Annotated in this window: 8 protein-coding genes and 1 pseudogene; 7 read left to right on the forward strand and 2 right to left on the reverse strand. The window is 36.2% G+C overall.

Translation table 11 applies throughout. The features are described from left to right. The first annotated feature begins 174 nt into the window (after positions 1-174). Together ACWV26_RS07900 and ACWV26_RS07905 are read left to right on the forward strand one after the other, a co-directional pair. Positions 175-1,557, forward strand: coding sequence for an ArgE/DapE family deacylase (locus ACWV26_RS07900; protein ID WP_455897800.1), 1,383 nt, complete (start codon positions 175-177; stop codon positions 1,555-1,557). A 150-nt stretch (positions 1,558-1,707) separates the two neighbouring features. Beyond that, a complete protein-coding gene (locus ACWV26_RS07905; protein ID WP_455897801.1) occupies positions 1,708-3,024 on the forward strand; it encodes an MFS transporter in 1,317 nt (438 codons plus the stop codon). Positions 3,025-3,347: 323 nt separating this feature from the next. Here ACWV26_RS07905 and ACWV26_RS07910 read toward each other — a convergent pair. Continuing rightward, a pseudogene (locus ACWV26_RS07910) lies at positions 3,348-3,516 on the reverse strand (succinate-semialdehyde dehydrogenase (NADP(+))); the annotation flags it as partial. A gap of 666 nt (positions 3,517-4,182) precedes the next feature. On the opposite strand from ACWV26_RS07910, the gene ACWV26_RS07915 reads away from it, so the two are divergent. From ACWV26_RS07915 to ACWV26_RS07935, 5 genes are all read left to right on the forward strand, one after another. Next, the gene (locus tag ACWV26_RS07915) at positions 4,183-4,944 is read left to right on the forward strand and encodes an IclR family transcriptional regulator (RefSeq protein ID WP_455897802.1); all 762 of its coding nucleotides are present in this window, start codon (positions 4,183-4,185) and stop codon (positions 4,942-4,944) included. A 197-nt stretch (positions 4,945-5,141) separates the two neighbouring features. After that, on the forward strand, positions 5,142-6,065 hold the full coding sequence (locus ACWV26_RS07920) for a fumarylacetoacetate hydrolase family protein (RefSeq protein ID WP_455897803.1): 924 nt from the start codon (positions 5,142-5,144) through the stop codon (positions 6,063-6,065). Positions 6,066-6,162: 97 nt separating this feature from the next. Beyond that, entirely contained in the window at positions 6,163-7,632 is a 1,470-nt protein-coding gene (gene gucD / locus ACWV26_RS07925) for an alpha-ketoglutaric semialdehyde dehydrogenase GucD (RefSeq protein WP_455897804.1), read from the forward strand. Positions 7,633-7,817: 185 nt separating this feature from the next. Continuing rightward, on the forward strand, positions 7,818-9,803 hold the full coding sequence (locus ACWV26_RS07930) for a YjhG/YagF family D-xylonate dehydratase (RefSeq protein WP_455897805.1): 1,986 nt from the start codon (positions 7,818-7,820) through the stop codon (positions 9,801-9,803). A gap of 61 nt (positions 9,804-9,864) precedes the next feature. After that, a complete protein-coding gene (locus ACWV26_RS07935; RefSeq protein ID WP_455897806.1) occupies positions 9,865-11,211 on the forward strand; it encodes a GntP family permease in 1,347 nt (448 codons plus the stop codon). 305 nt (positions 11,212-11,516) lie between these two features. Here the strand turns inward: ACWV26_RS07935 and ACWV26_RS07940 are convergent, their stop codons facing one another. Then, positions 11,517-12,008 (reverse strand): hypothetical protein, encoded by a 492-nt coding sequence (locus ACWV26_RS07940; protein WP_455897807.1) that lies wholly within the window; start codon positions 12,006-12,008, stop codon positions 11,517-11,519. Positions 12,009-12,165: the final 157 nt, after the last annotated feature.

A 12,165-nucleotide genomic window follows, 5' to 3' on the forward strand; every position in this document is an offset into this window, starting at 1 on the left:
TATTCAAATAAATAACGAGTTGATTTCGAATCAGTTGAGTTGATTTTTATAATTATACCTTCTTTTTTTCATAATTTTCTATTATTTTTTGAGGGAAAGGTATTAAAACCTTACTTATTTTATCTCTTTTTTGGCATGAATTTTGCATTATTAAATAGTGAGGGGTGATATAAAATGAATACTGAGAAATTTTCAGATCTCTCAATAAGAACCGAACGGGAAAGACAAACTTCAAAAAAAGGAGAAAAGAATGTTATGAAAACAGAAACCGATTTAACTTTTGAAAACGTATTCAATCAAATAGACAAGTCATGGGAAGATGAAATCAGCTTTTTGCAAAAGCTTTGTCAATTCCCCTCAACGCTTGGCAACGAAGCACCAATCCAACATTTTATCGCAAATTTTTTGGAAAAAGAGCTAGGTTTATCTGTATCAAAAGTGATTCCTAATCCTGAGAAGCTATCTACACATCCTGGTTACTCAGAACCTGAATGGACATATGATGATAGGCCTGTAATCGTTGGTGAATATCTTTCAGAAGGCCCTAAGAAAGGTAAAAGTGTTATCTTTCAAGGGCATATAGACGTTGTTAGTCCAGAACCTGTTTCTTTTTGGGAGCATGATCCATGGGGGGCTGAAATAGTTGGAAATAAAATGTACGGTCGGGGCACAGCTGATATGAAATCAGGCGTGGCGGCTATGATTTTTGCGTTAAAAGCGGTGCGCGATGCAGGAATCAAGCTTTCATCTAACGTTATTATCAAAACAGTAACAGAAGAAGAATGTACTGGAAATGGTGCGCTTGCAGCGATAGAAGAAGGATTTAAAGCAGATGTAGCCCTTATTCCCGAACCACTTGGACAAACAGGGCTGATCGCTCAAGTTGGTGTGATATGGGTCAGGGTAAAAGTCAAAGGGTTAGGTGCACATACTGAAAGAGCTGACAAAGCTGTGAACTCAATTATTGAAAGTTATAAAATGATTAATGCACTTTTGGATTATGAAAAAGAATTGAACAGCCGAAATCAGCACAAGGATTTTGCTAATCACCCTCATCCATACAATATTAATATTGGAAAAATCAATTCCGGAGATTGGCCTTCAACTGTTCCATCCGAATGTATTGTTGAAGCAAGAGTGGGATTTCCTCCAGGGGTTAACCCACAGGATGTAAAAGACGATTTAAAGGAATTTCTGTTAGCAGCTGTTGCAAAGGATGAATGGTTAAGTGAAAATCCTCCGGAAATTTCATTTTACGGCTTTCATGCGGAAGGATTTTCAATTGATCCGAATCAAGAGTTATTTACTGTTTTAAACGAGGCTCATATGGCCGTTGAGAAAAAACCATTGGAATTTGAAATCTTTACAGCTACGACTGATGCAAGATTTTATAACCTATATTATGACATACCCGCTACTTGTTATGGCCCGACAGGCGAGGGTCTTCATGCACCAAATGAGTGGGTTGACCTTGACAGTGTCAAAAGGGTAACCAAAACATACGCTGCATTTCTGTTGAAGTGGTGCGGTTATGATAACGATATTATTGAGAAGTAATGTAATAGGCAATATAAAGTCAATGTGCTAAGTTATCTCATAACTTTTAATATATTGCATCGTAATCATATTTAAGAAGATTATTAGCGAGAGGGTACGTAATAATATCTTTTGCCTATAGAAATTAAAGGAAAGTGATGGTGAGAAAAGATGTCAACTGTAATTAAACATGACATTATTACTGAAGAAAAGCGAAAGAATCTTGTTAAAAGAGCTGCCCTTGCCAGCGTAGTTGGAACGACGATTGAATGGTATGATTTCTATATTTATGGAACAATGGCTGCTTTAGTATTTCCAAAATTGTTTTTTCCGGAATCAGATCCCTACATAGGGTTACTACAATCATTTACTACACTCTTTATAGGATTCCTTGCACGACCGCTTGGAGCGGTCTTTTTCGGGAATTTTGGTGATCGTATTGGACGAAAATCTACATTAGTAACTACTCTTTTGTTAATGGGGATAAGCAGTACGCTCATAGGATTATTGCCCCCATACGAAAATGCAGGTATTATTGTAGCCATTCTGTTAATATTTTTGCGGTTTTGCCAAGGGTTCGGTGCAGGGGGTGAATGGGGAGGATCAGTTGTACTCTCTGTTGAATGGAGCTCTAAGAAAAGTAGGGGCATAATGGGAAGCATGACGCAAATAGCATCCCCGATTGCGTTGCTTCTATCTTCAGGAGTTATCTCCCTTACAATCTTTTTAACAGGAGATAATTTTTATACTTGGGGATGGAGAATTCCCTTTCTGATTAGTCTAGTGCTTGTATTGGTTGGCTTTATTATTCGACGAGGGGTGGCTGATTCTCCTCAATTTACTAAAATGAAGAAAGAGAATCGTCTAGCAAAACAACCAGTAAAAGAAGTTTTCAAAAAATATCCTAAAGCATTATTATTAGTTATTTTTTCCAGCTTAGCACAAGGTGTTCCTTTCTATATTTTTACTACTTTTGCTATAAGCTATGGAACAGAACAACTACATTTAGATAAACAGTTTCTAACTAATATCATCTTGTTAGTAGCGATAGTCGAGATTATAGTAATTCTCTATGCGGCACATTTATCAGATAAATATAATAGAAAAATTGTATTTTTTGTTGGAAGTATATTGACAATATTGGTTGCATTTCCATTCTTCTGGCTTCTTGATACAAAGGTAACAGCATTGGTTATTCTAGGAATGTGCGCATCCATTATTGGTGCTGGAACAGTTTATGGACCTTTAGCCGCATTAATTGCAGAATGTTTTCCCGCCAACATTAGATATAGCGGGACTTCACTTGGTTATCAAATTTCAGCTGCAATCCAAGGATTATCTCCATTACTATGCGTGTATTTACTAAATACATTTAATAGTACTGTTCCAATTAGCATCTATCTTATTGCAGCTTGTCTTATTTCTATTGCAGCAGTTGCCAAGTTAAAGAAGACAAATAATCAATTAGATATGGATAAAGCTGCATAACTCAAAGTAAATATCTTTTCTATTCAAGGGGGTGTTTTAAAAGCCCCTTTTTGTGTGCGACTTACATTAAATTGAAAAGAATCAAGAATACCCGATTATAGAGAATAGTTAGTCATTAGGATCTTATGTATTTAAATAATTGCATCATTAAAATAAAAAATTTTGATAGTTTAATTTCATATGATGGAAAGCACATTCTGAAACCCGGTTAATAATCATTTATGCGAACCGAAGCAATTAAAGAATTAGACTTATCCAAATACAAACGTCAAAAAAACAATGCAGAAAATTATAAGACCCTCAATGTTTAAAATCTCTTATGTTTATAAATTTCCAATCGATAAGTATTTTGTCTCTAAGTATGGTTCAATTCCTACTATACAGCATTCGCATCCTAGTCCGCTTTCTTTTTATTCCACCAAAAGGTACATGAGCTGCAGAAGGAGCATCATCATTCCAGCCAGAAACCACACCAAAATGATCAACATCTTCATAGCTGCCCCATTTTAATACTTCGTGTTTACCGCGTCCTTGAAATGAAAGGCCTGATTTTTCCATTACTCTTCTAGAAGCTTTATTTTTAGACATACATCTTCCGTATATTCTTTCTAAATGAACTCCAGGAGAAAACTCTTTCACCATATTCGATGTATCATTAGCCTGTTCAAATTTATAAACGTCTTGCAGGTATTGTCCATCTACTTTCACAGCAATCGTTTGATCTGTGTTCTTCAACTTCTCCAATCTTCTTGCCGACTAGTTTTTCTCCTAATGATAAATCTGTCACTTCATACACTTTGCCATTCCAAGGTACAAAAGGATAAGACCATGAGAGTGCATATGCAGAAGGTGAAAATAATAATAAAAAGAGGGCTAAAAAGGAAAGTATTCTTTTAAATGCAAACTTCTCTGAGAAAATAATTTCATGTTGATTATTATGGTTATACCCAATAATAATCGGTTTTTTTTATTTAAAAGTTAGTTGGCGAAATGAATTCAGAAAATTTAGAAAAATGTGTTGACGGCAAAAAAACATCATGTTACATTTGGATTGTAATAAGAAACCAGGTTCATTATAGTGAACCTGGTTAAGCTTTAGACAACATAGAAAACTAGGTTTATTATAATAAACCACATCTGAGAAGGGTTGGATGTTAAATGGAGAAGAAGTATTGGGCTCCTGCGATTGAACGAGCAGATAAAATTATTGATATTATTGCCCATAATCCTGCAAAATATCGATTAATTGATTTTTCGAATGAACTCAATATTAATAAAAGCTCGCTATTTTCGCTTTTAAATACATTAGAAGTTTTAAATTGGGTTACAAAGGAGAAAGATGGTACTTATTCTCTCGGGATAAAATTGGGGTCACTTACTTCGTTTTACTTTAAGCAATTTGATATCATTGATACCTTTAATTTGGCGGCGCTTTCAATAGTTGAAACGCTCGGAGAAACCTTGCAACTATCAATACTTGATGGTACAGAAATAGTTTATCTTGCGAAAAAGGACGGATCATCTCCTGTGAAAGTATCAACAGACCCAGGAATGAGATTTCCAGCACATGCAACAGCGATGGGAAAGGCTCAACTTTCACAATATAATTATGAAAAATTAAGAGTACTATATCATGATTCATCCTTTACACCGGTTACTAAATATACTGTTAGCAACTTTGAAGATCTTTGGAAGCAAATTTTAATAGTTAAAGAAAATGGATTTATCGAAGAATGCCAAGAAGCAGTGGAAAATTTTAATTGTATAGCTGCTCCTATTTTCAATCATCAGAATAAGATTATTGCTGCAGTAAGCGCTACGATACAAATATCAAAGTGGAATGAGAAAAGGGCAATAGCTCAGGCTGAGATCTTGAACTTATCGAAAAGAATCTCTTTACATGCCGGTTTTAGTGCTTAAATAAACTTTTCTTTAAACCCTGAGTCTTATCTAACTAAAATTAAAGCAAGCAGATTATGCCTCACACAACATCAGAGTGAATGCACTTTGAACGGGGACAATTCTCACGTTCATTCCAGAAATTTCACTATTTAGCCTGGTTTGGCAAATTGATATTCTGAATTTTAAGAAAATAAAACAAAAAAGGAGAAAAAATAATGAGAGTAATCCGATACCAAGATGCTAATGGGGCGCCAGCACTCGCTGCTGTAACTAATCAATCTGAGGTTTACAAGGTAGACTGTAAAGACTTTTTAGAATTGGTGGAGAGTGCAAAGCGTACAAATCAAAGTCCATTATCGTTCATTAATGACATTATTAAACATCAGAATTCTGAAAATATGAAGATGGAGGAACTTTCGTTGCTTGCACCAATTGAAGCACCAGAAGTATGGGCAGCAGGAGTGACATATGAAAAAAGCAAAGAGGCACGGAATTTTGAAACCACGAACGGCAAATTAAATACGATAACTTTTTATGACAAGGTTTATGACGCTTACCGTCCAGAGATTTTTATGAAATCTACTGCTGCTAGATTAGTAGGACCTGATGCAGAGGTTTTCATACGGAGTGATTCTAATTGGCAAATACCTGAACCAGAGCTAGGTCTTGTCATCGATAAAAAGGGTGAAATTCTTGCATACACTATTGGAAATGATATGAGTTCAAGGGACATCGAGGGGGAGAATCCACTATATCTACCACAAGCGAAAATTTGGAAAAATTCTTGTTCAATAGGACCAGCACTTCTGTTATCGGAATCAGTTGACGATCCCTATAATCTAGATATCTATTGTAGGATTTATCGTAATAAAGAAAAGGTAGTGGAAGGTCATGCAAACACTAAGCAATTAAAAAGAAAATATGAAGAATTAATTTATTTCCTATTAAAAGATAATATTGTTTTTGATGGAACCGTTCTATTGACAGGTACCTGTATTGTGCCGCCAAATGAATTTACACTGCAAGATGGGGATATTATTGAAATTGAAATTCCGAGAATTGGTGTTTTACGCAATTCAGTGAAAGCATCGGAAGAAATTTTAGCAGCGGAGACGTTGCAAAATGGATTAAAAATATAAAGCGGTTTTAATAAAGTCTGACGATAATTTTGCAACTGCTGTTTGGTCATAAGTTTGCAGTCACACCTACTTTTTAATAATAAGGGAGAGAAGAATTATGAAAATAATGAGTAAGAATGAAACTTATAAAAATTTTATTAATAATGAGTGGGTTGAATCTTCCACATTGGAAGTAATAGGAAGTGTTAATCCTGCAAATCGAGAAGAGATTGTTGGATATGTACAAAAGTCAACAATAGAAGATTTGAATAAAGCAGTTGAAGCAGCACATCATGCAAAAAAAGAATGGCGTAAGCTAGGTAAGGCTGCAAGAGGAGAGCTTCTATATAAAGTATCCAATATCATAGAAGAAAATTTAGACAATATCGCTGAAGTAATGACAAGAGAAATGGGGAAGACGCTTCCTGAAGCAAAGGGAGAGACTGCCAGAGGGATAGCAATTCTTCGCTATTACGCGGGCGAGGGATTACGTAAAGATGGAGATGTTATTCCTTCTTCTGAAAAGGATGCATTGATGTTTACAAAAAGGGCACCTCTTGGAGTAGTAGGGGTTATTACTCCATGGAATTTCCCTGTCGCAATTCCTATTTGGAAAATTGCTCCGGCTCTAGTTTATGGTAATACAGTAGTGTTTAAGCCAGCAACAGAGGCTGCAGTAACTGCAGCTAAAATTATGGAATGCTTTGTTAAAGCTGGTATCCCAAAAGGTGTTTTGAACTTTATCACTGGAGCAGGCTCTGTAGTGGGTCAAGGATTAATTGATCATCCGTTGTTAAATGCAATTACTTTTACTGGATCTGAAGGCGTAGGTAAAACTGTTGCAATATCAGCAGCAGAGCGTGGTATTAAATTCCAATTAGAAATGGGTGGGAAGAACCCTGTAATTATTGCACAGGATGCCAATCTGGACCAAGCAGTAGAAGGAGTAATTAGTGGAGCTTTTCGTTCCACTGGACAAAAATGTACTGCAACAAGCCGCGTGATTGTAGAAGAAGCAGTCTATGATGAATTCAAAGAAAAGTTGATTACAGAAACTAAGAAAATTACAGTAGGAAATGGCTTGCAAGAAGGGATTTGGATGGGACCATGTGCAAGTGAAAGCCAGTTTAATATTGTAAATGAATATATTGAAAAAGGATTAAAAGAAGGAGCCTCTTTAATCTTTGGAGGAAAAGTCTTAGATGAAGGGGAATTGAAGAACGGCTATTATATTTCTCCAACAATTTTTGATAATGTTGATTCACAAATGACGATTGCTAAAGAGGAAATTTTTGGACCTGTCATAGCGTTAATTAAAGCAGCTTCTATAGAGGAAGCAATTGAGATTGCAAATGATACAAAATATGGATTAAGTGCTTCAATATTTACCTCTAATATCAATTCTTTATTAGATTTTGTAGACGATATTGATGCAGGTCTTATTAGAATTAACGCTGAAAGTGCAGGAGTTGAATTGCAAGCACCATTTGGTGGAATGAAAGCTTCGAGCACTGGTTCTCGAGAACAGGGAGAAGCAGCAAAAGAATTTTATACCGCAATAAAGACAGTATTTGTAAAAGGAACTTAAACATAATTGAATAAATAAATTAATTCAAAACTTCTACCGGCAACAACTTGGTTGAAGTTTTGATTTTTGGGCTATTTTTTTGAAAAATTGGTTGTGCACCAAATGTTCTATTAAACAAATTACCTAGAGTATAAATCCTTTATTCAGGTTTTATAAAACTAATAAATGAATTGGAGGAATGACAAATGTCTTTAAAATCTATTTTTACAGAAGAAGATTTATCGATTTATAAAGTTCAAACTCATTCACACGGTCCTATTGGTTCGTTGCCTTTAACAGCAGAAATGCTATTAGATTCACCAAGTGGGGATCTTTTTGGTTTATCTCAAAACGTTGGTATGGGCTGGTCGCCGATGAAATTACTTGGAAAACAAGTGCTAATTTTGGGTACACAAGGTGGAATTAGAGATAATGATGGGAATCCAATAGCTTTAGGCTATCATACAGGGCACTGGGAAGTTGGAGTTCTTATGCAAGCCGCTGCAGAAGAAATAAGAAAACAAGATGGCGTTCCTTTTGCTGGTTTTGTTAGTGATCCATGTGATGGTAGATCACAGGGAACTACAGCAATGTTTGATTCGCTGCCATTTCGAAATGATGCAGCAATGGTCTATAGAAGACTTATTCGGTCGTTGCCTACAAGACGTGCAGTAATCGGGGTTGCAACCTGTGATAAAGGACTACCTGCGATGATGATTTCTCTCGCTTCATCACATAATCTACCAACAATTCTTATTCCAGGCGGGGTAACTCTCCCTCCAACAAATGGAGAAGATGCTGGAAAGATTCAAACAATAGGTGCGAGATATTCTCATAACGAAATTTCGTTACAAGAAGCAGCTGATTTAGGTTGTCGTGCTTGCGCTACTCCAGGTGGTGGATGTCAGTTTTTAGGAACAGCGGGTACTTCTCAAGTTGTTGCAGAGGCATTGGGATTAGCAGTTACTCATTCAGCGCTTGCTCCATCAGGGCAACCTATTTGGTTAGAAATGGCTAAACAGTCTGCTCGAGCTGTCCTTGAACTAGAACAAAAAAATATTACTACTAAGGATATCTTAACGGATAAAGCCATTGAAAATGCGATGATTATCCACGCAGCCTTTGGTGGTTCTACTAATCTATTGCTACATATACCAGCAATTGCTCATGCAGCAAAATGCAAAATTCCTACTGTTCAGGATTGGACAAACATTAATAAAAAGATTCCTCGTATAGTAGACGTCTTACCAAATGGACCAAGTGGACATCCTACTGTTAGGGCATTTTTAGCAGGTGGAGTACCTGAAGTTATGCTTAAATTGAGAGAATTAGGAGTGCTTCATGAAGACGCCTTGACTGTAACAGGAGAAACTTTAGGAACTAACCTAGATTGGTGGGAAAAATCTGAACGAAGGAAACTGGTAAGAGAGCGATTATTTGAGGTTGATGGCATTGATCCAGACGACATCATTATGAGTCTATCAAAAGCAAAAGAAAGAGGGTTAACTTCTACAGTAACGTTTCCAGTTGGAAATATTGCCCCAGAAGGCTCTGTCATTAAATCTACTTCTATTGATTCTTCAGTCATTGGAGAAGATGGCGTTTATCGTCACACAGGCAAAGCAAAAGTATTTACTTCTGAAAAAGCAGCTATAGAAGCGATTAAAAACGGTGGGGTAGAAGAAGGAGACATCATGGTAGTAATGGGTGGAGGTCCTTCTGGAACAGGGATGGAAGAAACTTATCAATTAACATCTGCTTTGAAACATTTACCTTTCGGTAAACATGTATCACTCATCACAGATGCACGTTTTTCTGGTGTATCAACTGGTGCTTGTATCGGGCATGTAGGTCCAGAAGCATTAGATGATGGACCTATTGGTAAATTGAGAGACGGAGATATAATAGAAATTATTGTGAATCGTAATGAGTTAGTCGGATCTATCAATTTTATTGGGAATGAAGGAAATCCTTTAACTAAAGAAGAAGGGGCAAAAACTTTAGCAGAGAGAGAATTGCATCCTGATTTACAACCAGATCCTGATCTTCCAGATGACACACGTTTATGGGCTGCTCTTCAATCAGTGAGTGGTGGTATATGGCAAGGCAGTGTGTATGATACAGAAAAGATTATTGAAGTTTTAGAGGCTGGAAAGAAAGCGCTATCAGAAAAAATCTTGTTAAATAACTAGAGCAAATGTTTTTGGCTAAATTCAGAAATAATGCACGTGCAAATCAAAGGGGGAGATGCATATGCCGCTATTAATAATAGCTGTTGGTGTAATTTTGTTATTGATTTTAATTTCACTATTTAAAATAAATACATTTGTTTCATTGCTTATTGTTTCTTTTATAGTCGCGCTTTTACTTGGACTTCCTTTAAATGAAATTGTTAAATCCATTGAAGGTGGTATCGGAGGAACATTAGGACATATCGCTTTAATTTTTGGACTTGGTGCCATGCTTGGTAGATTGATAGCTGATGCTGGTGGCGCTCAACGAATTGCAATGACACTAATTAATAAATTCGGTGAAAAAAGAATTCAATGGGCTGTTCTGGTTGCTTCTTTTATTGTTGGTATTGCATTGTTCTTTGAAGTGGGTTTAGTATTACTAATTCCTATCATATTCTCAATAGCAAAAGAATCAAAAATGTCTCCGTTATATTTGGGAATTCCAATGCTCTCAGCACTTTTAGCAACACACGCATTTTTACCACCGCACCCCGGCCCTACAGCAATAGCGGGTGAATATGGAGCTGATATTGGTACAGTCCTATTTTATGGTATTATTGCTGCCATTCCGTCAGTGATCATTGCGGGTCCGCTTTTTATGAAACTTGTAAAAAAGATTGTACCAAATGCACTCCATAAAGATGGAAATATAGACTCTTTAGGCGAACAAAAATCTTTTAAATTGAACGAAACACCCTCTTTTGGTATTAGTTTATTAACTGCAATGCTTCCAGTAATTTTTATGATGTTTGCGACAGTAATTGATATGATTAAAGATTCTGTGGGAATGAAGGATAATTTGTTTATTGAAATTGTAAATTTCGTTGGTAATGCGTCTACAGCAATGCTTTTATCATTAATATTTGCATTCTATACAATGGGGATTAGACGTAAAATTCCAGTTAAGCAAGTTATGAATTCTTGTTCTTCAGCCATTTCAGCAATCGGAATGATGTTATTGATTATTGGTGGAGGTGGTGCATTTAAGCAAGTGTTAATAGATGGTGGAGTTGGGGATTATATAGCCAGATTATTTGAAAATAGCACAATATCACCCATTATACTTGCTTGGTTAGTAGCTGCTATTTTACGTGTTTCCTTAGGATCGGCTACAGTAGCTGCATTATCGACAGCAGGGTTAGTTATTCCAATTTTAGCACAGTATGATGTGAATTTAGCCTTAGTCACTCTAGCGACAGGAGCTGGTAGTGCAATTGCATCCCATGTAAATGACGCAGGATTTTGGATGGTTAAAGAATTTTTCGGACTTAGTTTAAAAGAAACATTTGCAACTTGGACTTTACTTTCAACTATTCTTTCAATAGTTGGTTTAGTATGTATCTTATTAATGAATATCATTGTTTAATATCGATTAGATCTGACTTATTAAAAGACACCCTAGTTGTTAGAAGAAAATGCCGAAGGGATATTGTCAAGAACATTATATACAAATAACCCATCTACGAGTCAGTGTCTGTGTCTCGAAAGGATGGGTTATTTTATCTTATTAAGAGCCGAATCCCCTTGAGGGAACAATTATTGATTGATCGCTTGATGGACCAACATCAGCGGTCTTTTTAAAATGTGCATTATTTATTTTAGTAAACTTTGAGGATACTGCTATTTCAAGTCAATTAATTCATAATGAAACCAATCAATTACTCGAACAAATCATCTCCTCCGAGCCTTCCCCAAACTCCAAAAAAACCAAACACACAATAAAACAAACGCCACAGTGCACGAGATTAAAACTCCAGGAGAAAACTCTTTCACCATATTCGATGAATCATTTGCCTGTTCAAATTTATAAACGGCTTGCAGGTATTGTCCATCTACTTTCACAGCAATTGCTTGATCCGTGTTCTTGTCATTCAATTGATAGTACTCTGTGCCGACATCGAATTCATTGGAAGCATTGCCTTGATACTTTCCGGTTTCTTCATTAGGTTTTGCTTCAACTTCTCCAATCTTCTTGCCGACTAGCTTTTCTCCTAATGATAAATCTGTCACTTCATACACTCGGCCATTCCATGAAACAAAAGGATAAGACCATGACAGTGCAAATGCAGAGGTAGAAAATAATAATAAAAAGAGGGCTAAAAAGGGAAGTATTCTTTTAAAAATAAACTTCTCTGAGAAAATCATTACATGTCGATTTTTCATTTTCGTTCACCCCTTTGTCTTTACTCCATCATATGCTAGAAGGATATTTTCATAACAAAAGGGCGAAGAGCAGGCGCTAGAATATTTAGGCACTTGCCGATTTATTGAACTCAACATTAGGTCCATACATACTATAGTGTATAAATTACTCTTTTGG

The organism is Rummeliibacillus sp. JY-2-4R, from assembly GCF_053847205.1.

Bases quoted from the DNA above. Each gene is read 5' to 3' on its own strand.
- ACWV26_RS07900 (WP_455897800.1), top strand. From the start codon at position 175: ATGAATACTGAGAAATTTTCAGATCTCTCAATAAGAACCGAACGGGAA.
- ACWV26_RS07935 (WP_455897806.1), top strand. From the start codon at position 9,865: ATGCCGCTATTAATAATAGCTGTTGGTGTAATTTTGTTATTGATTTTA.
- ACWV26_RS07915 (WP_455897802.1), top strand. From the start codon at position 4,183: ATGGAGAAGAAGTATTGGGCTCCTGCGATTGAACGAGCAGATAAAATT.
- gucD (WP_455897804.1), top strand. From the start codon at position 6,163: ATGAAAATAATGAGTAAGAATGAAACTTATAAAAATTTTATTAATAAT.
- ACWV26_RS07920 (WP_455897803.1), top strand. From the start codon at position 5,142: ATGAGAGTAATCCGATACCAAGATGCTAATGGGGCGCCAGCACTCGCT.
- ACWV26_RS07940 (WP_455897807.1), bottom strand. From the start codon at position 12,008: ATGAAAAATCGACATGTAATGATTTTCTCAGAGAAGTTTATTTTTAAA.
- ACWV26_RS07930 (WP_455897805.1), top strand. From the start codon at position 7,818: ATGTCTTTAAAATCTATTTTTACAGAAGAAGATTTATCGATTTATAAA.
- ACWV26_RS07905 (WP_455897801.1), top strand. From the start codon at position 1,708: ATGTCAACTGTAATTAAACATGACATTATTACTGAAGAAAAGCGAAAG.